The following is a 23078-nucleotide window of genomic DNA, read 5'->3' on the forward strand; positions in this document are numbered from 1 at the left end:
CGCATCTTGCGCTGCGCGGGCGGGCGGCGGAAGGCGCGCCCGCGTGCACCGGGCGCGCCGGCGCTGAGCGGTTCAGCCGCGCAGCACGTCGCCGCTGCGCGCGTCGCGGATCACGCTGGGTGCGTTGCGGCCGCCGGTCTCGCCGGGCGCGACCGCGTCGACGCGCGCGAGCAGCGCCGGATCGAGCTCGGCGCGCGTCACCGCCGATGGCGCGCCGGTGAGGTTGGCGCTGGTCGACACCAGCGCGCCGCCGAACGCCGCGCACAGCGCGACGACCTCCGGGTGCGCGCTGACGCGAACGGCCAGGGTGTCGTGCGCGCCGGTGATCCAGCGCGGCACGCGCGCGGTGACCGGGACGACCCACGTGTTCGGCCCCGGCCAGCTGGCGTCGACGGCGTCGCGCTGCGCGCGTTCGAGCGCCGGCCAGTCGACCAGCGCGTCGAGCTGCGCGGCGTCGCCGGCGATCAGGATCAGCCCCTTGTCGACCGGGCGCTGCTTGATCGCCAGCAGCCGCAGCACCGCCGCCTCGTCGAATGGATCGCAGCCCAGCCCCCACACGCCTTCGGTCGGGTAGGCCACGACGCCGCCGTGCCGCAGCGCGGCGACGGTCTCGGCGAGCGTGGTGCCGTCGTCGGTCATCGCCGGTGCCGCGCGGTCAGAACGGCGCGTCGTCGCCGGCGTCGGCGGTCGCCGCGCGCTTGGTGGCGGCCGGCGCCTTGGTCGCCTTCTTCGCGACCTTCTTGCCGGCCTTCTTCGCGGTGGTCTTCTTCGCTGCCTTCTTCGCGACCTTCTTCACCGCCTTCTTGGCCGGCGTCTTCGTGGCCGCGCCGTCGGCCGCCGCGGCGGTCTTCTTTGCGGCCTTCTTTGCCGGCTCCTTCTTCGCCGGGGCCTTCTTGCCGAAGCCCTTGCGCACCGGCTTGCCGGTGTCGGCCAGCAGCTGGATCACCTCATCGAGCGTCAGCGACGCCGGCTCACGGTCCTTCGGGATCTTGCCGTTGAGCTTGCCGTCGCTGATGTACGGGCCGAAGCGGCCGTTGAGCACCTGGATGTCGGAGTCGTCCCACTGCTTGATGATCCGGTTGCGCGCGATCTCTTCCTTCTCCTCGATCAGGAACACCGCGCGCGCCAGGTCGATCGTGTACGGGTCGTCCTCCTTCTTCAGCGAGGCGTACACGCTGCCGCGCTTGGCGAACGGGCCGAACCGGCCGATGCCGACGCTGACCTCCTCGCCGTTGCTCTCGCCGAGCTTGCGCGGCAGCTTGAACAGCTCCATCGCGTCGGCGAGCGTGATCGTGTGCATCGACTGGCCCGGGCGCAGCGACGCGAACTCCAGCTTTTCGTCGGTGTCCTTGTCGCCGATCTGCGCGTACGGCCCGTAGCGCCCGAGGCGCACGCTGACCGGCTTGCCGGACTTCGGGTCGGTGCCGAGCTCGCGCGCGCCGGTGGCCTCGCTGCGGTCGACCGACTCGGTCTTGTCGTCGACCAGCTCCTTGAACGGCCCCCAGAACTTCTCCATCAGGGGGACCCAGTCCTCCTCGCCGCGGCTGACGGCGTCGAGCTCGTCCTCCATCTTCGCGGTGAAGTCGTAGTCGACGTAGCGGGTGAAGTGGCTCGACAGGAAGTTGCTGACCGCGCGGCCCACGTCGGTGGGCCGGAAGCTGCGGCTCTCCATCTCGACGTACTTGCGGAACAGCAGGGTCTGGATGATCGACGCGTACGTCGACGGGCGGCCGATCCCGTACTCCTCGAGCGTCTTGACCAGCGCCGCTTCGGTGAACCGCGGCGGCGGCTGGGTGAAGTGCTGCTCGGCGAGGATGTGGTCCAGCGGCACGCGCTCGCCCGGCTTCATCGCCGGCAGCTTGCGGCCCTCGTCCTCGTCCTCGGCGGCCTTGGTGTCCTTGCCTTCCTCGTACACGGCGAGGAAGCCCGGGTCGATCACGGTCGTGCCACTGGCGCGGAAGCTGTGGGCGCTGCCGGCGGCGAGGTCGACCGACACGGTGTTGAGCGTGGCCGGCACCATCTGCGAGGCGACCGCGCGCTTCCAGATCAATTCGTACAGCCGGCGCTCGTCGTCGGTCAGGAAGCGCGAGACCCGGGCCGGCGTGTGCAGCGCCGAGGTCGGGCGCACCGCCTCGTGCGCTTCCTGCGCGTTGGCCGACTTGGTCTTGTAGACGTTCGGCTGGTCGGGCAGCGCGCGGGTGCCGTAGTCGCGGGCGATCACGTCGCGGATCTCGGCGACGGCCTCGGCCGACAGATTGACCGAGTCGGTACGCATGTAGCTGATCAGGCCGACGGTGCCCTCGTCGCCGAGCGCCACGCCCTCGTACAGCTTCTGCGCGACCTGCATCGTGCGGCGGGTGGTGAAGCCGAGCTTGCGCGAGGCCTCCTGCTGCAGGGTCGAGGTCGTGAACGGCGGCGCGGGCCGGCGCTTGCGCTCCTTGCTGGCGACGTCGGTGACGTGCAGCGCGCCCTGCGCGGCCTGCACGATCCGCGCGCGCGCCGCCTCGGCGGTGTCGCCGTCGGTGACGGTGAACTGCTCGAACTTCTGCCCGTCAAGCTTGGTCAGCTTCGCGCTGAACGTCTGGCTCGGGTGCGCCAGCTGCGCCTCGATGCTCCAGTACTCGCGCGCGATGAAGGCTTCGATCTCCTCCTCGCGCTCGACGATCATCCGCAGCGCCGGCGACTGCACGCGGCCGGCGGACAGCCCGCGCTGCACCTTGCGCCACAGCACCGGCGACAGGTTGAAGCCGACCAGGTAGTCGAGCGCCCGGCGCGCCTGCTGGGCGTCGACCAGCGGCCCGGCGATCTGGCGCGGCTTGAGCATCGCCTCCTTGATCGCGCGCGGGGTGATCTCGGTGAACACCACGCGCTCCAGCGACTTGTCCTTCAGCAGGCCGCGCTCACGCAGGATCTCGGCGATGTGCCAGCTGATCGCCTCGCCCTCGCGGTCCGGGTCGGTCGCCAGGAACAGGTGGTCGGCGGCCTTGGCGGCCTTGGCGATCGCGTCGACGTGCTTTTCGTTCTTCTCGATCACCGCGTAGGTCATCGCGAAGCCCTTGTCGGGGTCGACCGCGCCCTCCTTCGGGACCAGGTCGCGGACGTGGCCGTAGGAGGCCAGGACGGTGAAGTCCTTGCCGAGGTACTTGTTGATCGTCTTGGCCTTGGCGGGCGACTCGACGATCAGGAGGTTCTTGGCCATGGGGGAGTTGGCTCCGCAGGGCCCGGCCGGGCGCTGCATGGATGACGCAGAGAAGGCGACGCCCGCGGCCATCGGGCGCGGGCGTTCAGGATGGTTCCTATTAATAGTGTCACCACGCGCCTGCTGCGGGTGTCAAGCGCGCCGGGTGCGCGGCGGCGGCCGCGCGCGCCCCGCACGGCGCGCGCAGGGCAGGCGCGACAAGGCCCGGCGGGCCGCGGTCAGGCGCCGGCGGCGCCCTGCACGAACTGCTGGTAGGCCGGGATCGCGATGGCGACGATCACCGCGGCGTACGCCAGCATCGCCAGCACCGCCAGCGCGATCACGACGACCGTCACAGTCCCCAGGTCGCGCCGTTGGCGTTCGGGCTGGCCGGTGTACGCCCACTGGTCGACGACGAGCGTGCCGGCGACCATGTCGTGGAGGCCGCGCTTGCGGTCGGTGAAGGCGGCCATCAGGTAGCCGATGTAGATCGTCACGTAGCACAGCAGGTGCGAGGCCCAGCGCGCCAGCGCCTGGCCGCGCGACAGGCGGCGGCCGTGCTCGTCGGTCACCTTGATCCCAACTGCCATCTTGCCGAGGGTGGCCTGCCGCGCCGAGGACTCGAAACCGGCGTAGTACAGCGCGCTGATCACCGGGTACATCAGGTACACCATCGCGAGCAGCCCCAACATGCCCGCGCCCGCCGCCCCCGAGTCGGCACCGAAGCCGGCCATGCCGACGCCCGCCACCAGCACCGCGGCGATCAGCAGCGCGTAGTAGACGACGCCGACCAGCAGCGAATCGATCGCCAGCGCCGCGAAGCGCTTCCAGAAGCCGGCGTAGACCACCTCGCCGCCGGCGACGTGCAGCTCGGCCGGATCGACGGACGTGGCCGGCGGCGCGTACGGCGAACGCGGCTCGGCCATCGCATACGGATTGGCCGGCGCGTCGGCCGGCGCGTCGGGCCCGGCGGTCGCGTGGCTGACCGCCGCGGCCGGGCCCGCCGACGCCGGGACCACTTCGCCGACCAGCGCGCTCCACGGCTGCCAGCTGGCCAGGCCATCGCGCCAGACCAGCGTGTCGGCGGCCAGATCGCCGGCGGCGTGGAGCTCGGCCATGGTCTCGGTCGCCACCGGCCCGTGGCGGTTGCGCTGCGCGTCGCTGTAGTACCACTGGCTCATAGGTCGAGGTCTCGTCGGGAAAAGGGCGGGGCGGGTCGCCGCGCGGGGCTCAGGGCGGCGGCGCGCGGCAGGGAGCGGGCCGGTAGCGGGGCGGCAGCGTGCCGCCGCTGCAGTCCCAGCGGCCGTCGCCGTCAGCGACCGGCGCCGCATAGATGAGGGTCAGGCCGTCGGCCTGGGGACCGATGCCGGCCAGCGTCACCTCGAATGCGCAGCGGCCGTCGGCGAGGCGCCCGAAGGCAACGGTCTCGAGCGCCGTGCCGCTGGCCGCGCGCGCGGCGGTCGCCGGGCCGGCCGTTCCCTCCTCGGCGCACGCGCCGGTGCGGTCCCGATGCTCGATCACCGCCGCCTTCAGGGCGGGGACCTGCACGAGCTCGGCCGCCACCTTGGCCCGGATGGTGTAGTCCCGGTACGCCGGCAGCGCGATCGCCGCGAGGATGCCGGCCATCGGCACCGCGACGACTGCCAGCACGATCGCCGCGATGGCGCAGCCGCCGAGGCCGCGGCGCGGTGCCGGCGCGTGGTGCGGCAGGGCGGCGGAAGCCGCTGCGCCTGGAAGGCGGGGCGGCGGCAGCGGAGGCGGCAGCGCAGCGACGTCGAGGCCGAGTTCGCTGGCCAGCCGCGACAGCGGCTGCCACTCGGGCAGCCCGGCGCGCCAGACGAGCGTCTGCGCGTCCAGCCGACCGGAGCGGAAGTGCTCGCGCAGGGCGTCGGCCGCCATCGGCCCAACGCGGCCGCTGGCGGCGTCGTGGTAGTACCACTCGATCATCCCTGTCCCCCAATCGACGCGCGAGTGTGGCCGCGACCTCCCCAGGTCACGGCCCGCGCGGCCCGTCCGGCCTAATGTACCGGCTCGGGCTCGTCCTCGAACATCTGCGTTTCCATCCACGCATACGCGGCTTCGGAGCCGGGCTGGTTGAACAGCACCATCAGCACGACCCACTTCAGGTCGTCGAGGTCGAGCGGCTCGTGGTCCAGCGCCATCGCACGGTCGAGCACCAGCTCGCGCTGGTCGGCGTCGAGCACGCCGTGCTGCTCGAGGAACAGCAGGAAGCCGCGGCACTCGACGTCGAGCTTGTCGAGTTCGGGGCCAAAGTAGACGCGGGTCGGGCCGCCGACGCGGGCAGGGCTCGCCGCGGGGCGCTGGCGGGCGAGGGCGTCGAGCCACTCGATCGCCTTGTTGATTTCGGCTGGGCTGAAACCGGCCCGGCCGAGTTCGTCGAACAGGGCGGTGCCGTGGAGCGACTCGCTGTCGCGGACCAGGTCCGCGTTGTCGGTGAAGTAGTGCTCGAACAGGTACAGCAGGACGTCCAGGATGCTCTCTTTCATTTCCCTCGGCCTGCGCCGCACGCGGCGCGGTGGGCGGAACTTGCAGACAAACCGCAGCCAAAAAGCAGGAAAACCCCGGGTGTTTCAGCCAATGCGGAAATACCGGCCGTGCTTCACCGCGACACGGCCATCAAGCTCCATGGCCAGCAGCATGGAGGACAGGTTGGCGGGCGTCAATCCAGTGCGCTCGACCAGCTGATCCATAGCCGTGGGGTCGAAACCCAGGGCCTGCCACAACCGGTTGTAGTCCCCGCTCCGTGACGGCGGTGCGGTGGAATCGCTCTCCGGGGACCGCGTGGTGCCGAGAGCGACCTCACCTGCGGCGGAGAAGGTCTCGGCGATATCGGCCGAATTGGGGGCGCCGAGCTCGCGCCGCAATCCCGCCGCCTGAACGGCCGCCAGCGGACCCAGGACGTCGAGCACGTCGGCCGTCGATTCGGCCAGCGAGGCGCCGTCGCGGATCAACCGGTGGCAGCCGCGCGCCATCGGGTTGTGGATCGAGCCGGGCAGCGCGAACACCTCGCGGCCCGACTCGGCCGCCAGGCGGGCGGTGATCAGCGCGCCCGAGCGGTGCGCGGCCTCGATCACCACGGTGCCCAAGGCCAGCGCGGCGAGGATGCGGTTGCGGCTGGGGAAATGCTCGCGCCGGGCGGTCGTGCCGGGGAGGTGCTCGCTGACGACCGCGCCGTCGGCGGCGATCCGCGCGAGCAGCGCCGCGTTACCGCGCGGGTAGGCGACGTCCGGGCCGGTGCCGAGCACCGCCACGGTGGGTGCGTCCAACGCGAGCGCGGCGTGGTGGGCCACGGTGTCGATGCCGGCGGCCAAGCCGCTGGCGACGACGAGTCCGGCCCGCGAGAACGCCGTGGCGAAATCGCGCGCGTTCTCGCGACCGACAGGCGTCGGCGTCCGGGTGCCGACCACGGCGACGGCCGGCCGCCACAGCAGCGTCGGGTCGCCGGCGACGAACAGCGCCAGCGGCGGCTGCGGCGCACCACGGAGCGACGGCGGGTAGTCGGCATCCCACGACGGCAGCAGGGCGTGGCCGGGCTGGCCCAGCCACGCGTGCGCATGCCGCTCGGCGGGCGTCGTCGGCCCGCCCAGTGCCTCGATCTGCCGCGCGTCGAGCCCGGCTGCTCGCCAAGCCGTCGGTCCGGCGTCGAGCGCCGCCGCCGCGGAGCCCCAGCGGTCGAGCACGGTCCGGCGCGGGGCCACGGCCCCGCCGACCGCCAGCCAGCGCAGCAGCGCGCGCGTCTCGCTCACGCATGGCGCCCCGCTGCCGGATGCCGGGGCGGGACGGCGCGGCACGTTTGGGCCCTGGTCTGGGGGCGATCGAGCACCTGCCGGGATGCCTGCCGCGTCGAGCGCGAACGCATCGGCGGACGGGGGTGCGTACATCGGCGCGGGCGGGGGCTCGTTGGGCATGCCCCAGCGTCGCCCACAAACAGCGACGGCGCCCTCGGGCGCCGTCGTGCGGTCGGGTCGGAAAACCCCGCGGTCAGCGCTTCGCGTCGGGGTGCTTGAGCTCGTAGCCGACGCGGCTGGGGCGGATCGAATTCATCACCAGCGCATAGCTGACCTTGTCGAACGTGCGGAACACCATCGCGTGGCCGGCGTACTCGTCCGGCAGGCGCGCCTTGCCGCCGCGCGACACCGTGTCCGGGCTGCGGTCGAAGCCGGTCTGCACCCGGTCGACCTCGGTGCTGCCGACGCGCCAGGTCGAGAACACGGTGCCGTTGTCGACGCCGTCCGCGGCGCCGACCGACAGCGCGATCACGTCGCGCGGGCCGCCGGTGGTCAGCATGTCGGCCACCGCGAGGATCTTGGCGTGGCCGTAGGCGAACTCGCGCGCCGGCGGGTGCGGCATGAACTGCAGGTCGTAGGGCTGCGGCTCGACCGGGATCAGGCGGTCGCCGACGCGGACCTCGCGGCCCTCGTTGTCGACCAGCAGCGTGGTGACGTCGACGCCCTGGGCCTGGTCCTGGTCGCCCAGGGCCTTGCTGACGGTCGCCGTGGTCAGCTGCATCAGCTCGTGGCCGAGGAACTCGCCCTTGCCGGCCGGCAGGAGGTGGCTCCACATCTGCTCGAGGCCGCGGATCGGGCGGCCGCGGAAGTCGAGGTCGTCCTGGCGCTGGCCGGACACGTCGCAGCAGCGGGCGGGGTTCAGGCGGTGGTAGGTGACCTGCGGGCGGACGATCGCATAGCGCTGGCCGGCGGCCGCGCCGTCGAGGCCCTTGACGTACGCGACCTGGCCGCTGGCGCTGCGCAGGCGGTCTTCCTCGAGCGCGACCACGTACGGCAGCTGCTCGAACTCGTCGACCACGCGCAGGTTCTTCAGGAACGCTTCGATGTCCGACAGCGGGATCGTGTTGATCGGCGCCTCGTCGCGCGGGCCTTCCTGCACCGCCACGCGGTCGAGGTAGGCCAGCGAGATCACGTCGCCCGGATAGATCAGGTGTGGGTTGCGGATCTGCGGGTTGGCCTGCCAGATCTCCGGCCACAGCCACGGGCGCTTGAGGAACTTGCCGGCGATGTCCCACAGCGTGTCGCCGCGCTTGACCACGTAGGTGTCCGGGTGGCCGGCGGCCATTTCCTGGGCAACCGAGAAGGTCGCGACGGTCAGCAGCGCAGCGGTCACGACCGTGCGGATTGGTTTAAGCATGGTGGCCATGTACCTGATTCCCCTTGCCAGTTTTCCCCACAGGCGCGGGCACTATAGCCCAGAAGGACCGCGCGGTTACAAGCGCTCCGGCCCGTTGCCGGGGTTACAATCCAACGACCGGTTGCGGATGTGACCGACGCCCCCATTTCGACGCCATGGCCCTGCTTCCGATCCTCGAATTCCCCGATCCGCGCCTGCGCACCGTCGCCGCGAAGGTCGATCCAGCGCGCGTCACCGAGCCTGCGTTCCAGCAGCTGCTCGACGACATGTTCGAGACCATGTACGACGCGCCGGGCATCGGCCTGGCCGCGAGCCAGGTCGACGTGCACCAGCGCTTCATGGTCATCGACGTCTCGGACGACAAAAGCCGGCCGCTGGTGTTCATCAACCCGGAGATCACCGCGCGCGAAGGCGAGCAGGTGTGCCAGGAAGGCTGCCTGTCGGTGCCGACGATCTTCGCCGACGTGACCCGCGCCGACCGCATCACCGTCGAGGCGATCGGTCGCGACGGCCAGCCGTTCACGCTCGACGCCGACGGCCTGCTCGCGGTGTGCATCCAGCACGAGATGGACCACCTCGCCGGCAAGCTGTTCGTCGACTACCTGTCGCCGCTGAAGCGCGAGATGGTGCGCAAGAAGCTCGCCAAGCAGCGCCGCCAGGCCGCCGCCTGATCCTGCCGCCGCACCGATGACCCTGCGGATCGTTTTCGCCGGCACGCCGGAGTTCGCCGTGCCGTGCCTGCGCGCGGCCGCCGAGCGCAATGAAGTCGTCGCCGTCTACACCCAGCCCGACCGGCCCGCCGGCCGCGGCCGCGGCGTGGCGATGTCGCCGGTCAAGCGCGAAGCGCTGCAGCGCGGCATCGAGGTGCTGCAGCCGGAGAACTTCAGGTCGGTCGTGTCGAAGGACGCGCTGCGCGCGCTGCAGCCGGACCTGATGGTGGTGGTCGCGTACGGCCTGATCCTGCCGCAGTCGGTGCTCGACATCCCGACCCATGGCTGCTGGAACGTGCACGCCTCGCTGCTGCCGCGCTGGCGCGGCGCGGCGCCGATCCAGCGCGCGATCGAGGCCGGCGACCGCGCCTCCGGCGTGTGCCTGATGCAAATGGAGAAGGGACTCGACACCGGCCCGGTGCTGCTGTCGCAGTCGCTGCCGATTGGCGAGCACGACACCGGTGGCCAGCTGCACGACCGCCTGGCCGAGCTCGGCGCGCAGGTGCTGCGCGACGGCCTCGGCCTGCTGCGCGCCGGCATCCACCCCGTGCCACAGCCGCAGCCGGAAGACGGCGTCACCTACGCGCACAAGCTCGACAAGGCCGAGGCGCGGCTCGACTGGTCGCTGCCTGCGCGCACGCTCGCCAACAAGGTGCGTGCGTTCAACCCGTGGCCAATGGCCGAGGCCGTCGTCGCCGGCGAGCGCCTGCGCGTGCACGGCGCGGTCGCGCTCGACGAGGCGCACGACGCCGTGCCCGGCACGCTGCTGCGCGCCGGCCGCGACGGCCTCGACGTCGCCTGCGGCGACGGCGCGCTGCGGATCCGCGTGCTGCAGCGCGATGGCGGCAAGGCGATCACCGCCGCCGACTACCTCAACGGCCGGCCCGACCTGAGGGGCGGATGAGCGGCGGCGCGTCGCGCGTCGCGGCGGCGCGCGTGCTCGATGCGGTGCTGCACCGCGGCCGCTCGCTGAAGGGCGAGCTTGCCGCCGTCTTGCCGACGGTGCCCGACCCGCGCGACCGCGCGCTGGTCGAGGCCATCTGCTACGCCGTGCTGCGCCAGCCGGCGCGCTTCGAGTCCGCGCTCGCCGCGTGGGTCGCGCGCCCGTTGCCGGCGCGCGACGGGGAGCTGCGCGCACTGCTGCTCGCCGGGCTCGCCCAGCTCGATCCGCTCGGCCTGCCGCCGCACGCCGCGGTGGCCGCGACGGTCGAGGCCGCGCGCGGCCTCGGTCGGCCGCACCAGGCGGGCATGGTCAACGCGATCCTGCGCCGCGCGCAGCGCGAGGGACTGCCGGCCGGCGATCCGCACGCGCACTGGCCGCGCTGGCTGCGCGACGCGATCGCGCGCGACTGGCCGGACGATGCCGCCGCCGTGCTCGACGCCAGCGCGCAGGCGCCGCCGCTGTGGCTGCGCGTGAACCGTCGCCGCCTCACGCGCGACGCCTACGCGGCGCAGCTGCGTGAGGCCGGCTTCGAGCCGCGCATCGACGATTCGCTCCCCGATGCGATCGAACTGGCGCACGCAGTGCCGGTGGCGACGCTGCCGGGCTTCGCCGACGGCGCGGTGTCGGTGCAGGACGCCGCCGCTCAGCGCGTCGCCGATGCGCTCGCGCCGCCGCCGGGTGCGCGTGTGCTCGACGCCTGCGCCGCGCCGGGCGGCAAGACCGCGCACCTGCTCGAGCGCGACGCGTCGCTGCGGCTGACCGCGCTCGACGTCGATGCCGGCCGCCTCGCGCAGGTGCGCATGACGCTGGAGCGGCTGCGCATCGGCAAGTCGGCGCGGCTGGTCGCGGCCGACGCCACCGACGTGGCCGCGTGGTGGGACGACGTGCCGTTCGACGCGGTGCTGCTCGACGCGCCGTGCTCGGCGACCGGCATCGTGCGCCGCCAGCCGGACGTGCTGCTGCACCGGCGCGCGTCCGACCTCGATGCGCTGGTCGCGCTGCAGGCGCGGCTGCTCGATGCGCTGTGGAGCACGCTCGCGCCGGGCGGCGTGCTGCTGTACGCGACCTGTTCGATCCTGGCCGCCGAGAACGCAGGGCAGGTCAACGCGTTCCTAGCGCGCACGCCCGACGCCATCGCCGAGCCGCTCGACGCGCGCTATGGACGCGCCAGCGGCGCCGGCCGCCAGCGGCCGCCGGGCGAGCACGGGCACGACGGCTTCTACTACGCGCGGCTGCGCAGGCGCTGACGCGTCCCAGCGCGGGGCTCCGTATCATTCGCGGATGCCGAAGACCTCGATCGCCCGCGACACGTGGCTGTTCTGGATCGTCGCCGCGCTGATGCTCGGCGCCGGCCTTGGCCTGCGCGATCCGTGGCCGGCCGACGAGCCGCGCTTCGCGCTCGTCGCCCGGCAGATGGTCGAGAGCGGCGACTGGCTGTTCCCGCACCGCGGCATCGAGCTGTACTCGGACAAGCCGCCGCTGTTCATGTGGCTGCAGGCGGCGGCGTACACATTCGTGCGCGAGTGGCGCGTGGCGTTCCTGCTGCCGTCGCTGCTCGCGTCGCTCGGCACGCTGTGGCTGGTGGTCGACCTCGGCCGCCGACTGTGGAACCGCCGCGTCGGCCTGTACGCCGGCTGGGCGCTGCTGCTGGCGCTGCAGTTCACGTGGCAGGCGAAGAAGGCGCAGATCGATCCGGTTGTGGTGTTCTGGATCACGCTGGCCAACTACGGCCTGCTGCGCCACGTGCTGCAGGTCGCGCGCCAGCGCGGGCCGGACTGGACGATGTGGATGCTCGGCTGGGCCGCCGCCGGGCTGGGCACGATTACCAAGGGCGTCGGCGCGATCGCGCTGCTGATGCTGGTGCCGGCCGGGATCGCGTCGCTGCGCGGCTGGGACGTGCGCGTGCACGTCAGGGACCCGCGGTTCTGGCTGGGTCCGCTCGCGTTCGCGCTGGCCGCATGCGTGTGGCTGGTGCCGATGCTGCTCGCCGCGTTCGGCAACGGCTCGGCCGAGTACCGCGCGTACGTCAACGACATCCTGCTTCGGCAGACCGCCAAGCGTTACGGCGCGTCGTGGGACCACGGCCAGCCGCCGTGGTACTTCCTCGAAGTGATGGCGCTGATGTGGCTGCCGACCGCGCTCGCGCTGCCGTGGGCGCTGCCGGCGTGGTGGCGCCGCCTGCGCCGGCGCGACCCGCGCTACCTGCTGCCGCTGGCGTGGTGGGCGCTGGTGATCGTGTTCTTCAGCATCCCGGCCGGCAAGCGCGACATGTACATCCTGCCGGCGCTGCCGATGGTGGCGCTGGCGCTGGCGCCGCTGCTGCCGGGGCTGATGCGCAAGCTCGCGGTGCGGCGCGCGGCCCTCGGCTTCACGGTGGCGCTGCCGGCGCTGCTGCTGCTGGCGGGGCTGGCGATGTGGTTCGGCGAGCCCGGCTTCGAGCGCCGGCTCGTCGACGACCGCGGCCTGGGCCGCGAACTGCCCGCGCTCGCGGCCACGCTCGCCGCGATCGGCGCGTTCGGCCTCGCCGCGGCGCTGTGGGCCGGGCAGCGCCGCGCGTTCGGGGCGCTGGTGGCCGGACTGGTCGCGCTGTGGGTCGGCTTCGGCGTGATGCTCGCGCCGCTGCTCAATGACTCGTCGTCCGCCCGCGGCCTGATGCGCGAGGTCGACCGGCGCATCGGCGCCGACGGGCAGCTCGCGCTGGTCGCGTGGCGCGAACAGAACCTGCTGATGGCCGTGCGCCCGGCGACGACGTTCGGCTTCAAGCTGGACTTCGCCGAGCAGATGCGCCGCGGGCTGGCGTGGCAGCGCGAGGCGCCGGCGACGCGCTGGCTGCTGGTGCAGGACGTCGCGCTGGCCGACTGCGTCGACGCGTCGCGCACCGTGCACCTGGGCAGCGCCAACCGGCGCGGCTGGACGCTGGTGCCGGGCGACGCTGCGCGCGGCTGCGCGCCGTAGCGCCGCGCGGCGTCAGGCGTCGCGCGCGGCTACGCGCAGGTCCGGCAGCGGCCGCGCCGCGAATTCCTGCAGGTGCCGGTCGAGCCCGCGTTCGGCGCGAATGCGCCGGGTCGCGCGGGTGTCGGCCAGCAGCGCGTCGTTCGGGCTGGCGCCCTCCTCGTGGCGCTCCGGGTGGTACAGGTGCGTGGCCAGCCCGGCGAAGCGCAGCGAGCGCCGCTGCAGCCCGGCGTGGAACGCGCGCTGGGCGAGGTCCTTGTCCTCGCGGCCCCAGCCCTCGTAGCGCTCGTCGAAGCCGTTGATCGCGACCAGGTCGTCGCGCCACCAGCCCTGGTTGCAGGTCTTGATCGCGCTGCCGCTCCGGCCGGCCGACGCGCGCAGCGACAGCGCGGCCAGCGGCGGCACCCGCAGCGTGTGGCGGCGCCGGGTCAGGCCGCGGTCGAAGAAGCGCAGGCGGTCGGTCTCACCGGACAGCAGGCGGTCGCGGCCGACCGCGTCGGTGAGCACGCGCATGCCCTGCACGAAGCTGCCGCGTTCGGCCGCGCGCAGGTGGTCCTCGACGAAGCGCGGGTGCGCGACCATGTCGCCGTCGAGCAGCAGCACGTAGTCGCCCGTCGTCGCCGCGATCGCGCGGTTGCGCGCGAGCGCGACGCGAAAGCCGCGGTCCTCGACCCAGCTGTGGCGCAGCGGCACCGGGTAGTCGCGCGCGAGCCGCTCGATCAGCGCGCGGGTGTCGTCGCGCGAACCGTCGTCGGCGACGACCACCTCGTGCGGCGGCACGGTCTGCCGGGCCAGCGCCTGCAGCGCGCGCTCGAGCGCCTGCGGCCAGTTGTAGGTGGTGATGACCACGCTCGCGCGGGCCGGTCGTTCGCTCTGCATCGCTCAGTCCACGCGCTGCCCGTTGCGCAGCATCCACAGCATGATCGTCTTCTGCCGCACGTAGTTGGCACGCACGTACGCATAGACCAGCCCGTGCCAGCCGTCGAGGAAGCCGGCGCGCAGCACGTAGCCGCGCCAGAACCGCCACGCCGGCGCCAGCACCAGCTTGGCCAGCGTCGCGCGCTTGCCGCGGGCGAAGTCGTGCTCGGCCATCATCCGCGCGTAGCGCTGGGTCTTGGCCAGCTGCTGGTCCAGCGAGCGGTACGGATGGTGGACGAGGTCGCCGCGCAGCGTGCGCACGGCGCCGTCGACGCTGGCCGCCTCGTGCACCTCGCGGGTGCCGCGCCAGCCGCCGCGGCGGCGGTCGAACAGCCGCAGCACGCGGTCCGGATACGCGTTGCCGTGGCGGAGGAACTTGCCGAAGTACTCGCTGAGCCGGGCGAAGCGGTAGGCGGCCGCGCCGTCGAAGCCGCGCGCGCGCTCGGCCTCGATCGCCTCGCGCAGCGGCGGGGAGACGCGCTCGTCGGCGTCCAGGCACAGCACCCAGTCGTGCGCCGCCTGCTCGATCGCGAACTGCTTCTGGCTGCGGAAGCCGTCGAACGCCCGCTGCAGCACGCGCGCGCCGCGCTGCGCGGCGATCGCGACGGTGTCGTCGGTCGAGAACGAATCGACCACGACGACCTCGTCGCAGAACGCGAGCGACGCGAGGCAGTCGCCGATGCGGTCGGCCTCGTTGAACGCGATAATGACCGCCGACAGCGGGACCCGCTGCGGGGATGGCGAGGAAAGGCTGATGGCGGAGTACCTGTTGTTCGCGACCGAGCGCTACGCGCTGCCCATCCTGCAGCCGCTGGCCGACGCGCTGCAAGCCAAGGGCCTGCCCGTGTGCGCGCTGTTCGTCGACGGCGCCGCCGGCGCGCGCCTGGCCGAGCCGGTGCGCATGGTCACCGTGCGCGAGGCCGCCCGGCTTCGCCCGCGCGCGGTGTTCAGCGCCGCCAACTGGGTGCCGCCGTTCATCAGCGGCGCCAAGGTGCAGCTGTTCCACGGCTTCAACGTCGAGAAGCGCGACGACGCGCGCGGTCACTTCCGCGTGCGCGGCCTGTTCGGCCTCTACTGCACGCAGGGCCCGGCGACGACCGCGCCGTTCAAGGCGCTGGCCGCGCGGCACCGGCACTTCGCCGTGGTCGAGACCGGCTGGCCGAAGCTCGACCCGCTGTTCCACGACGACCGGGGCGCGTCCGCCGCGCTGCGCGCGCCGGCGAACGACCGGCCCGTGGTGCTGTTCGCGTCGACGTTCACCGAGCGCCTGAGCGCCGCGCCGCACCTGTTCGATGCGATCGCCGCCGAGATCGCGCGCGGCGACCGCTACTGGCTGCTGACCCTGCACCCGAAGACCGCGCCGGCGCTGGTCGAGCGCTACCGCGCGCTGGCCGGCGACAACGCCGCGTGGGTCGAGAGCGAACAGCTGGTCGCGGCCGAGCGCGCCGCCGACGTGCTGGTCGCCGACACGACCTCGGTCGTCTCGGAGTTCGTGGTCCAGCGCAAGCCGGTGGTGACGTTCCGCAACCGCGCGCCGAAGCCGCACATGCTCGACTTCGACGACCCCGCGCGGCTGCCGGCGATGCTGGAGCGCGCGTTCGCGCCCGACGACGCGCTGCGCGCGCACATCGCCGCGTACGCCGACGAGATCCATCCGTACCGCGACGGCTATTCGTCCAACCGGGTGCTCGCGGCGACCGAGGCGGTGATCGCCGGGCGCCTCGGCCGCCTCGGCAGGAAGCCGCTGGCCGCGCGGCTGCGCGCGCTGCAGATCCGTGCGGCGATGAACTACTGGTGGCCGTGACGCGACGGCCGCGCGGGTAGGCCTACCAGCGCAGCGGACGGGTCGCGAGCACGGCGGAAAGCCGGTCCTGCAGCGCGATCGCGTCCGCTTCGGGGATGAAGCGCAGCCGCAGCGGCGGCGCCATCGGGCCGGCGCCGGCGGTGTCCAGCCACAGCGACGCGGTGCCGCAGCGGCGGTCGATCGGCGAGCGGCTCAGGTGCAGCGCCTGCAGCTTGTCGATCTCGGCGAAGCGCCAGCGCCGCGACCACCAGCCCTCGCGCACCGCGACCAGCGTGCCGTCGACCGCATAGCCGGCGCGCCGCGCGTTGCGGACCGCGGCCAAGGCCGCCCATGGCAGCCACGCCAGCACCAGCAGGCCCCAAGGGCCGAAACGCGCGCTCGCGACCGCGGTCACCGCCAGCGTGACCAGCGCGCCCGGCCAGAACAGCCGCAGCCAGCTGCCGCGCGGCAGCGGCTGCCAGTCCAGCGCATCGAACCGGGCGCGCGGCAGCAGGTGGGCGACGAGCGCGTCGCAGGCATCGGGCGTGGCGATCGGCGCCAGTTCGCGCAGCGCGCGCTGCGAATGCTGGGTCTCCACCGCGACCGCGATGTCGACCTCGAGGCTGCGTCGCTTCAGCCAGCGGTGCAGCACGCCCTCGCGCAGCGTCCACGCCTGGATGCGCCGGCGCGACGCGCTGGTGCGCCAGCGCGCGAGCAGGCCGCGCTCGACCGTGAGCCGGCGTCCGTGCTCGCTGAGGCGGAACCCGTGGTATTGCAGCAGCGCGATCGCGATCGAGAACAGCCGCAGTACCAGCACGCACGCGGCGACGAACACGATCGCGCCCAGTGCGTAGTCCACCGGGCCGGACAGGTGGCTGCCGGCGTAGCCGAACACGCCCTTGCCGACGCTCTGCATCAGCGTCGTCAGCAGCTTCGGGCTGAACTGCGAAACCGCTGCGAACGCGGCGCCGACCACCAGCATGCCGCGGTTCGACACCACGCCCAGGCGCAGCACTTCGCCCAGCGGCAGGTGCAGCAGCGTCTGCGCGTCGCCCTCTCCATCAACCGCCGCGCCGGCCGCCGGGCCCGCCGCGGCCGTCGCGGCGCCGCGGCGGCGCACCAGCGCCTCGAGCGCGAGCGCGTCGTCGAGCCGCAGCACGCGCATCTCCGCTTCCGGCCGGGTGCCGCCGGCCGACTCCAGCCGGACCTCGGCGACGCCGAACACGCGGTGCAGCAGCGACTGCTGCACGGCGACGTTGTGGATCCGCGCGAACGGGATCACCCGCAGGCTGCGTTCGAGCAGGCCGCTGCGCACGACCAGGCGGTCGCCGTCGATGCGGTAGCGGTAGGTCAGGAACTGCCACACCGCCAGCAGCACCAGCGCGCCGACCGGGATCAGCGTCCACAGCTCGTTGCGGTCGCCGCGCTGGCCGAACACGACCAGCGCGACCAGCGGCACGATGAACTGCTTCAGCTGCGCGAGCAGCACGAACAGCCACGACATCGGGTGCAGCCGGCGATCGGCGTCCGACGGCGCCGCGTCGCCGGGGTGGGGCGGCAGCGGCGGCGGCAGCGTGGGGCCGACCTCAATCGTCATCGCGGTCGATCTGCTGGCCGAGCCGGTCGCGCAGGTGCTCGGCGTCGTCGGCGTCGAGGTTGGGGACCGTCACCGCGCTGTGGCGGGTGCCGGCGGTGTGCACCACCAGCGTGGCGAGGTGGCGCCGGCGCTGCAGCGGGCCGCGCTTGAGGTCCAGGTGCTGGACGCGGGTGATTGGAACGCGCGTCTCGCGCTGCCAGAAGCGGCCGCGTCGCACCGCGAGGCCCTCGCCGTCGAGCCGCCACGCGGTGCTCCGGTGCTGCTTGGCCCCGAGCCACGCGCCGAAAAGCGCCGCGGCCAGCGCCAGCAGCGCGGCGCCGAGCCACGGCGTCAGCAGGTCCGACACGCGCGCGAGCACCGCGCCGGCGACGGCGGCCGGCATCGCCAGCGGCAGCGCGCCGCCAAGCACCGCCAGCACCATCGCGCGGGCCGGCAGCGGCTGCCAGCCGGTCGGGACCGGGTCAGTCGGAAGCGCGTCGAGGCCGACGACGATCGCGTCGGTCGGATGCTCATTCATTCGCCGGGCTCCCGCTGGGCTGGCGTTGGCGTCGTGAGGCGTGCAGGTGCGGCATTCCGTTGTCCCCCGGTGCCCGCGCTCCGGTCAGCGCGGTTCGTAGTACGGGTTCTCTTCCCCGGAACCCGGCGGCCGCAGCGTATAGCGTTTGTAGGTCCACTGGTATTGGGCGGGGTCGCGGCGCGCGATGCGTTCGACTTCGGCGTTGAGCGCGGCGACGGCGATCGCCGGGTCCGGGTCGGCGATCGCCGCCGGCGCCTCGTCGATGTGCAGCGCGAACGCCGGCTTGCCGTCGTCGCTGCCGATGCGTTCGCACCAGGCGAACAGCACCGCGGCGCCGGTGCGTTCGGCGAGGCGACCGACCAGCGTCATCGTCAACGCTGGAACGCCGAAGAACGGCGCGAACTCGCCGTCGCCGGCCTTGGGCTGCTGGTCGGGCAGGATGCCGACGACGCCGCCGTCGCGCAGCAGCTTGAAAAGCTGGCGCACCGCCGGGCCCTCGGCGCGCACTTGGGTCACGCGGTCGGGATCGCCGTGGCTGGCGCGCACGCGGTTGAGGAAGGCCTCGCCGATCGCCGACTCCGGCGGCCGGTACAGGATCGCCAGCCGCGTGTGGTCGGCGAGCCACTGGTTCAGCAGCTCCCAGTTGCCGTGGTGCGGGGCGGCGACGATGACGCCGCGGCCGGCGGCGATCGCCGCGTCGAACCGTTCGACGCCGTGGGTCTCGCGCAGCAGCGCCAGGTTCTCGGCGCGCGGCCGCGACCACAGCCGCAGCGTCTCGACCAGCTGGCGCGCGGTCGTGCGCAGGATCGCGCGGTGCAGGTCGTCGCGCTCGGCCGGATGCAGCCCCGGGTACGCCAGCCGCAGGTTGATCCGCGCGACCCGGCTCTCGCGCACGTCGCGGCGCAGCCACAGCGCGGCCAGCGCGTCCCCGGCGGCCATCAGCCAGCGCCACGGCAGGCGCGCGAAGGCGGCGACGAGCGCGTGCAGCGCGCGGGCGATCAGGTCGGTCATGGCCGGAGTGTAGCGGGGGCCTCGCGTCGCCCCGGCGCGCCGTACGATGCGCGCCTCGACCCGTCGCGGAGGTGCCGATGCTCGCCCTGATCCAGCGCGTGACCGAAGCCAGCGTCCGCGTCGACGGTGCGGTCGTCGGCCGCATCGGCCCCGGGCTGCTCGCCCTGGTCGGGGTCGAGCCCGGCGACGGCGGCGCCCAGGTCGCGCGCATGGCCGAGCGGCTGCTGGGCTACCGCGTGTTCGACGACGGCGCGGGCCGCATGAACCTGTGCCTCGGCCAGACCGGCGGCGGGCTGCTGCTGGTCAGCCAGTTCACCCTCGCCGCCGACACCCGCAGCGGCATGCGGCCGGGCTTCAGCAGCGCGGCCGCGCCGGAACTGGCTGAACCCGTGTTCAACCGGCTGGTCGCGGCCTGCCGGGCGGGCCACGCCGGCGGGGTGGAAACCGGGCGCTTCGGTGCCCATATGGTCGTCAGCCTGGTCAACGACGGCCCGGTGACGTTCCTGCTGCGGGCCTGACACGGACCGGAGGGCGCGGGAGGCCGGTCGGCCGGCCCTCGCCCCGCCAGCGCGGGAGAAATTCGCCCCTGCCGCCGGCCGCCAGCGCGCCGGCTGGTATAATGCAGGGTTCCCCAGCTTCAACCCGCGGTGCCGAGTACATGGCCAACGAACGTCAGCCCCCCGCCTCCGACATCAAGCAGCTCATCAGCAAGGGCCTGGAGCAGGGCTACCTGACCTATGCCGAGGTCAACGACCACCTGCCCGACGACATGGTCGATGCCGAGCAGATCGAAGACATCATCGGCATGATCAACGGCATGGGCATCCAGGTGCATGAAGTTGCGCCGGATGCCGAGACCCTGCTGCTCGCCGGCGAAAGCGCCGGCGGCCGCGAGGTCGACGACACCGCCGCCGAGGAAGCCGCCGCCGCGCTGACCGCGCTCGACGGCGAGGGCGGCCGCACCACCGACCCGGTGCGCATGTACATGCGCGAGATGGGCACGGTCGAGCTGCTGACCCGCGAGGGCGAGATCGCCATCGCCAAGCGTATCGAGGAGGGCCTGAACCAGGTCCAGGCCTCGCTCGCGTCGTTCCCGGGCACGATCCAGGTGCTGCTGGAGGACTACGAGCTGCACAAGGGCGGCAAGAAGCGCCTGGCCGAGATCGTGGTCGGCTTCAACGACGCCGAGCCCGAGCCCGAGCCGGTGCCGGTCGTGGTGGTCGAGGCCACTGACGAAGTCGAGGACGAGGAAGAAGAAGTCGAGGCCGCCGAGGACACCGCGGACGAGGGCCCGACCGGTCCAGACCCGGCCGAGGTCGCCAGCCGCATGGGCGCGATCGCCGACGCCTACGCCAAGTTCGAGAAGGCCCACGCCAAGCACGGCCCGTCGCACAAGTCGGTGCTGAAGCTGCGCGAGGAGATGGCCGAGGTCTTCGTCTCGCTGAAGCTCCCGCTGAACCTGACCGACAACCTGGTCAAGAACCTGCGCGAGTCGGTCAACGCGATCAAGGAGCACGAGCGCCGCATCCTCGACCTGTCCACGCGCGTTGCGAAGATGCCGCGCAAGGACTTCATCCGCGCGTGGGAAGGCAACCAGACCAACCTCGAGTGGGTCGACGAACTGCTCAAGCGCAAGCAGAAGTGGTCGTCGGGCCTGCGCGACGTGCGCGAGCAGATCATCGACGAGCAGCAGGCGACGATCGCGCTGGAGCACAAGCTCGGCGTGACCCTGGCCGACCTGAAGGACATCAGCCGGCAGATGGCCTACGGCGAGGCGCGTGCCCGAAAGGCCAAGAAGGAAATGGTCGAGGCCAACCTGCGCCTGGTCATCTCGATCGCCAAGAAGTACACCAACCGCGGCCTGCAGTTCCTCGACCTGATCCAGGAAGGCAACATCGGCCTGATGAAGGCCGTCGACAAGTTCGAGTACCGCCGCGGCTACAAGTTCTCGACCTATGCGACCTGGTGGATCCGCCAGGCGATCACCCGCTCGATCGCCGACCAGGCGCGCACCATCCGCATTCCGGTGCACATGATCGAGACGATCAACAAGCTCAACCGCATTTCCCGCCAGATGCTCCAGCAGTACGGCCGCGAGGCCACGCCGGAGGAGCTGGCCAAGGAAATGGACATGCCCGAGGACAAGATCCGCAAGGTCATGAAGATCGCGAAGGAGCCGATCTCCATGGAGACCCCGATCGGCGACGACGAGGACTCGCATCTGGGCGACTTCATCGAGGACACCAACGTGGAGTCCCCGGTCGAGGCGACGACCAACATCAACCTGTCCGAGACCGTCCGCGACGTGCTCGCCGGGCTGACGCCGCGTGAGGCCAAGGTGCTGCGCATGCGCTTCGGCATCGACATGAACACCGACCACACGCTGGAAGAGGTCGGCAAGCAGTTCGACGTGACCCGCGAGCGCATCCGCCAGATCGAAGCCAAGGCGCTGCGCAAGCTGCGCCACCCGAGCCGCTCCGAACAGCTGCGTTCCTTCCTCGACATCGACTGATCGCGGTACCGGCGGCCTCGCCGCCGACCCGCAAGCCAAGGCCCGCCGCGTGCGGGCCTTTCGCTGTCTGCCGCCGCGAGCGCGGGCGGCCGCGCCGACGCCCGCGATATCATCCGCGTCGCACGGGCCTATAGCTCAACGGTTAGAGCAGGGGACTCATAATCCCTTGGTTCCAGGTTCGAATCCTGGTGGGCCCACCACGGCCGCTCGGCACGGGGGCTGTAATCGTATGCACGGCTGCGCCCCGGCGCCGGCGCGGTAGATTGGGGCGGTCGTCCACGGACCCGCCCATGACCTCGCACGCCGCCTCGCTGCTGACCATCTTCGGCGCCTCCGGCGATCTGTCGCAGCGGATGCTGCTGCCGTCGCTGTACGGCCTGCAGGCCGACGGCCTGCTGCCCGAACGCATGCGCATCCTCGGCACCGCGCGCAGCGCGCTCGACGACGCCGGGTTCCGCGCGCTGGTGGCGGAAGCGATCGCGCGGTTCGTGCCGAAGGCAGAGCAGGACGCCGCGACGCTCGACGCGCTGCTCGCCCGCGTCGGCTACCAGCCGGCGGTGGTCGACGACGGCGACTCGATGGCCGCGCTCGCCCGCCGCGTGCAGGCCGAGCGCGAAGGCGGCGACGTGGTCTACCACCTCAGCACTGCGCCGCGCTTCTACGCGACGATCTGCGACGCGCTCGCGGCCAACGGCGTCGCCGGGCCCGGCACGCGCGTGCTGCTGGAGAAGCCGATCGGCCACGACCTGGCCAGTTCGATCGAGATCAACGACGGCGTCGCCGCGTCGTTCGACGAGGACCGCGTGTTCCGCGTCGACCACTACCTCGGCAAGGAAGGCGTGCAGAACCTGCTGGCGCTGCGCTTCGGCAACGCGCTGTTCGAGCCGCTGTGGAACGCGCGGCACATCGAGCAGGTGCAGATCACCGTCGCCGAGACCGTCGGCGTCGAAGGCCGCGGCGACTACTACGACCACTCCGGCGCGCTGCGGGACATGCTGCAGAACCACCTGCTGCAGCTGCTGTGCCTGACCGCGATGGAGCCGCCGTCGCAGTTCGACCCGGGCGCGGTGCGCAACGAGAAGCTCAAGGTGCTGCAGTCGCTGCGCCCGATCGGGCGCGACGACGTGGCCAGCGAGACCGTCGCGGGGCAGTACACCGCCGGCGCGATCGGCGGCGCGGCGGTGCCGGGCTACCTCGACGAGCTCGGTCGCGGCAGCCGCACCGAGACCTTCGTCGCGCTGCGCGCGCACATCGACAACTGGCGCTGGTCCGGCGTGCCGTTCTACCTGCGCACCGGCAAGCGCATGGCGCGCCGCGCGACCGAGATCTACCTGCAGTTCCGCCAGGTGCCGCACTCGATCTTCGCCAGCGGCGGCGCCAGCGTGCAGCCCAACGCGTTGCTGATCCGGCTGCAGCCGGAGGAGCGCATCGAGCTGCTGCTGATGAACAAGACGCCCGGCCTGGACCGCGCCGGGCTGCGGCTGTCGCAGGTCGCGCTCGACCTCGACCTGCACGAGGAGTTCGCGTCGCACCGCCGGCGCATTGCCTACGAGCGCCTCTACCTCGACGCGATCGAGAACAACGGCACCCTGTTCGTGCGCCGCGACGAGACCGAGGCCGCCTGGCGCTGGGTCGACGCGATCCGCGACGGCTGGGTGCACGCCAACCTGGCACCGCGTCCGCACCCCGCAGGCACGTGGGGCCCCGGCAGCGCGGTGACGCTGACCGAGCGCCACGGCCACAGCTGGCGAGAGTGAGCCGACGGTGATGCAATCGCCCGCCCCGGCGGCG

The 23078-nt window shown here is 72.7% G+C and carries 20 protein-coding genes and 1 tRNA gene; 9 read left to right on the forward strand and 12 right to left on the reverse strand.

Annotated features, from left to right (window positions below):
* Positions 1–72 precede the first annotated feature (72 nt).
* The 7 genes from D3A60_RS01980 to D3A60_RS02010 all read right to left on the reverse strand — a co-directional run bounded on the left by D3A60_RS01980 (position 73) and on the right by D3A60_RS02010 (position 8344).
* Positions 73–639, reverse strand: coding sequence for an L-threonylcarbamoyladenylate synthase type 1 TsaC (locus tag D3A60_RS01980; protein ID WP_119717026.1), 567 nt, complete (start codon positions 637–639; stop codon positions 73–75).
* Between the two features lie 16 nt (positions 640–655).
* Positions 656–3199 (reverse strand): DNA topoisomerase I, encoded by a 2544-nt coding sequence (locus tag D3A60_RS01985; protein ID WP_119717027.1) that lies wholly within the window; start codon positions 3197–3199, stop codon positions 656–658.
* 218 nt (positions 3200–3417) lie between these two features.
* Positions 3418–4359: an RDD family protein gene (locus tag D3A60_RS01990; protein ID WP_196778613.1), complete on the reverse strand. Its 942-nt coding sequence runs from the start codon at positions 4357–4359 to the stop codon at positions 3418–3420.
* 49 nt (positions 4360–4408) lie between these two features.
* Positions 4409–5125, reverse strand: a complete 717-nt coding sequence (locus D3A60_RS01995) for a GYF domain-containing protein (RefSeq protein WP_119717029.1) — start codon at positions 5123–5125, stop codon at positions 4409–4411.
* A 71-nt stretch (positions 5126–5196) separates the two neighbouring features.
* The gene (locus D3A60_RS02000; RefSeq protein WP_119717030.1) at positions 5197–5685 is read right to left on the reverse strand and encodes a DUF494 family protein; all 489 of its coding nucleotides are present in this window, start codon (positions 5683–5685) and stop codon (positions 5197–5199) included.
* A gap of 84 nt (positions 5686–5769) precedes the next feature.
* Positions 5770–6945, reverse strand: coding sequence for a DNA-processing protein DprA (gene dprA, locus D3A60_RS02005; protein WP_231120360.1), 1176 nt, complete (start codon positions 6943–6945; stop codon positions 5770–5772).
* 235 nt (positions 6946–7180) lie between these two features.
* Complete coding sequence (locus tag D3A60_RS02010; RefSeq protein ID WP_119717506.1) at positions 7181–8344, reverse strand: LysM peptidoglycan-binding domain-containing protein; 1164 nt, start codon at positions 8342–8344, stop codon at positions 7181–7183.
* 155 nt (positions 8345–8499) lie between these two features.
* On the opposite strand from D3A60_RS02010, the gene def reads away from it, so the two are divergent.
* The 4 genes from def to D3A60_RS02030 are packed head-to-tail and all read left to right on the forward strand — an operon-like array spanning position 8500 to position 12952.
* Positions 8500–9015 (forward strand): peptide deformylase, encoded by a 516-nt coding sequence (gene def / locus D3A60_RS02015; protein ID WP_119717032.1) that lies wholly within the window; start codon positions 8500–8502, stop codon positions 9013–9015.
* Between the two features lie 22 nt (positions 9016–9037).
* The gene (gene fmt / locus D3A60_RS02020; protein WP_119717507.1) at positions 9038–9958 is read left to right on the forward strand and encodes a methionyl-tRNA formyltransferase; all 921 of its coding nucleotides are present in this window, start codon (positions 9038–9040) and stop codon (positions 9956–9958) included.
* Positions 9955–11244, forward strand: a complete 1290-nt coding sequence (gene rsmB, locus D3A60_RS02025; protein ID WP_119717033.1) for a 16S rRNA (cytosine(967)-C(5))-methyltransferase RsmB — start codon at positions 9955–9957, stop codon at positions 11242–11244. Before fmt ends, rsmB begins: the two co-directional genes overlap by 4 nt.
* A gap of 34 nt (positions 11245–11278) precedes the next feature.
* On the forward strand, positions 11279–12952 hold the full coding sequence (locus tag D3A60_RS02030; protein WP_119717034.1) for a glycosyltransferase family 39 protein: 1674 nt from the start codon (positions 11279–11281) through the stop codon (positions 12950–12952).
* A 12-nt stretch (positions 12953–12964) separates the two neighbouring features.
* Here D3A60_RS02030 and D3A60_RS02035 read toward each other — a convergent pair whose 3' ends face one another.
* The gene (locus D3A60_RS02035; RefSeq protein ID WP_119717035.1) at positions 12965–13828 is read right to left on the reverse strand and encodes a glycosyltransferase family 2 protein; all 864 of its coding nucleotides are present in this window, start codon (positions 13826–13828) and stop codon (positions 12965–12967) included.
* A 3-nt stretch (positions 13829–13831) separates the two neighbouring features.
* Positions 13832–14623, reverse strand: coding sequence for a glycosyltransferase family 2 protein (locus tag D3A60_RS02040; RefSeq protein ID WP_119717036.1), 792 nt, complete (start codon positions 14621–14623; stop codon positions 13832–13834).
* Between D3A60_RS02040 and D3A60_RS02045 the strand changes: the two genes are divergently transcribed.
* On the forward strand, positions 14619–15671 hold the full coding sequence (locus D3A60_RS02045; RefSeq protein ID WP_196778639.1) for a CDP-glycerol glycerophosphotransferase family protein: 1053 nt from the start codon (positions 14619–14621) through the stop codon (positions 15669–15671). The two genes, D3A60_RS02040 and D3A60_RS02045, sit on opposite strands and share 5 nt — an antisense overlap.
* A 22-nt stretch (positions 15672–15693) precedes the next feature.
* On the opposite strand, the gene D3A60_RS02050 is transcribed toward D3A60_RS02045, so the two are convergent.
* The 3 genes from D3A60_RS02050 to D3A60_RS02060 all read right to left on the reverse strand — a co-directional run bounded on the left by D3A60_RS02050 (position 15694) and on the right by D3A60_RS02060 (position 18775).
* Entirely contained in the window at positions 15694–17154 is a 1461-nt protein-coding gene (locus tag D3A60_RS02050) for a PH domain-containing protein (RefSeq protein WP_231120399.1), read from the reverse strand.
* An 82-nt stretch (positions 17155–17236) separates the two neighbouring features.
* Entirely contained in the window at positions 17237–17764 is a 528-nt protein-coding gene (locus D3A60_RS02055; RefSeq protein ID WP_119717038.1) for a PH domain-containing protein, read from the reverse strand.
* Positions 17765–17848: 84 nt separating this feature from the next.
* Positions 17849–18775: a lauroyl acyltransferase gene (locus D3A60_RS02060; protein ID WP_119717039.1), complete on the reverse strand. Its 927-nt coding sequence runs from the start codon at positions 18773–18775 to the stop codon at positions 17849–17851.
* 77 nt (positions 18776–18852) lie between these two features.
* On the opposite strand from D3A60_RS02060, the gene dtd reads away from it, so the two are divergent.
* The 4 genes from dtd to zwf all read left to right on the forward strand — a co-directional run bounded on the left by dtd (position 18853) and on the right by zwf (position 23044).
* Positions 18853–19293 (forward strand): D-aminoacyl-tRNA deacylase, encoded by a 441-nt coding sequence (gene dtd / locus D3A60_RS02065; protein WP_119717040.1) that lies wholly within the window; start codon positions 18853–18855, stop codon positions 19291–19293.
* Positions 19294–19433: 140 nt separating this feature from the next.
* Complete coding sequence (gene rpoD / locus D3A60_RS02070; RefSeq protein ID WP_119717041.1) at positions 19434–21287, forward strand: RNA polymerase sigma factor RpoD; 1854 nt, start codon at positions 19434–19436, stop codon at positions 21285–21287.
* A gap of 124 nt (positions 21288–21411) precedes the next feature.
* Positions 21412–21487: transfer RNA gene (locus tag D3A60_RS02075), tRNA-Ile, on the forward strand.
* Between the two features lie 90 nt (positions 21488–21577).
* On the forward strand, positions 21578–23044 hold the full coding sequence (gene zwf / locus D3A60_RS02080) for a glucose-6-phosphate dehydrogenase (protein WP_119717042.1): 1467 nt from the start codon (positions 21578–21580) through the stop codon (positions 23042–23044).
* Positions 23045–23078: the final 34 nt, after the last annotated feature.

Source organism: Cognatilysobacter tabacisoli (assembly GCF_003586305.1).
Taxonomy (GTDB): Bacteria; Pseudomonadota; Gammaproteobacteria; order Xanthomonadales; family Xanthomonadaceae; genus Cognatilysobacter_A; species Cognatilysobacter_A tabacisoli.

Excerpts from the sequence above, each read along its gene's own strand:
- D3A60_RS02050 (WP_231120399.1), bottom strand. The coding sequence starts at position 17,154 with ATGTCGTGGCTGTTCGTGCTGCTCGCGCAGCTGAAGCAGTTCATCGTG.
- dtd (WP_119717040.1), top strand. The coding sequence starts at position 18,853 with ATGCTCGCCCTGATCCAGCGCGTGACCGAAGCCAGCGTCCGCGTCGAC.
- D3A60_RS01980 (WP_119717026.1), bottom strand. The coding sequence starts at position 639 with ATGACCGACGACGGCACCACGCTCGCCGAGACCGTCGCCGCGCTGCGG.
- rsmB (WP_119717033.1), top strand. The coding sequence starts at position 9,955 with ATGAGCGGCGGCGCGTCGCGCGTCGCGGCGGCGCGCGTGCTCGATGCG.
- zwf (WP_119717042.1), top strand. The coding sequence starts at position 21,578 with ATGACCTCGCACGCCGCCTCGCTGCTGACCATCTTCGGCGCCTCCGGC.
- D3A60_RS02055 (WP_119717038.1), bottom strand. The coding sequence starts at position 17,764 with ATGAATGAGCATCCGACCGACGCGATCGTCGTCGGCCTCGACGCGCTT.
- D3A60_RS02010 (WP_119717506.1), bottom strand. The coding sequence starts at position 8,344 with ATGCTTAAACCAATCCGCACGGTCGTGACCGCTGCGCTGCTGACCGTC.
- D3A60_RS01995 (WP_119717029.1), bottom strand. The coding sequence starts at position 5,125 with ATGATCGAGTGGTACTACCACGACGCCGCCAGCGGCCGCGTTGGGCCG.
- def (WP_119717032.1), top strand. The coding sequence starts at position 8,500 with ATGGCCCTGCTTCCGATCCTCGAATTCCCCGATCCGCGCCTGCGCACC.
- D3A60_RS01990 (WP_196778613.1), bottom strand. The coding sequence starts at position 4,359 with ATGAGCCAGTGGTACTACAGCGACGCGCAGCGCAACCGCCACGGGCCG.
- D3A60_RS02000 (WP_119717030.1), bottom strand. The coding sequence starts at position 5,685 with ATGAAAGAGAGCATCCTGGACGTCCTGCTGTACCTGTTCGAGCACTAC.
- D3A60_RS02035 (WP_119717035.1), bottom strand. The coding sequence starts at position 13,828 with ATGCAGAGCGAACGACCGGCCCGCGCGAGCGTGGTCATCACCACCTAC.
- D3A60_RS02060 (WP_119717039.1), bottom strand. The coding sequence starts at position 18,775 with ATGACCGACCTGATCGCCCGCGCGCTGCACGCGCTCGTCGCCGCCTTC.
- D3A60_RS02030 (WP_119717034.1), top strand. The coding sequence starts at position 11,279 with ATGCCGAAGACCTCGATCGCCCGCGACACGTGGCTGTTCTGGATCGTC.
- D3A60_RS01985 (WP_119717027.1), bottom strand. The coding sequence starts at position 3,199 with ATGGCCAAGAACCTCCTGATCGTCGAGTCGCCCGCCAAGGCCAAGACG.
- rpoD (WP_119717041.1), top strand. The coding sequence starts at position 19,434 with ATGGCCAACGAACGTCAGCCCCCCGCCTCCGACATCAAGCAGCTCATC.